Genomic DNA, 289 nt, shown 5'->3' with positions numbered 1-289 from the left:
CCCGCCATGGTCCGCCTTCACGATGTTGGCGTAGGCAATCCCTTCTTTGCCATGGGCGCGCTTGTTAAACGCCAATTGCCAACCGGGTAATTGCGCCCGTAACGATTGCCGATAGCGCATGCCCCGCACCGCCATTCGTGCCGGGTTCATGTTCGACCCATAGGCAAAGTAATAATCACACTCCACACATCACTCCTGGTTATTGCTGGACGCCGGATGCCCGACGACAGACGCCTGCATTCAAAACCTGAAAAACTTAAACCCTGGTCGCCATGCTCTCTGCACAAAA

The 289-nt window shown here is 55.0% G+C and carries 1 protein-coding gene; it reads right to left on the bottom strand.

The annotated features are described in order from the left end of the window. The coding region (locus tag A3730_RS13160) for a gamma-glutamylcyclotransferase family protein (protein ID WP_197477476.1) at nucleotides 1-186 on the bottom strand (186 nt) is incomplete at its 3' end. Nucleotides 187-289: the final 103 nt, after the last annotated feature.

It is taken from the genome of Alcanivorax sp. HI0044 (genome assembly GCF_001634945.1).
This window is presented reverse-complemented; position numbering and strand designations above follow the sequence as displayed.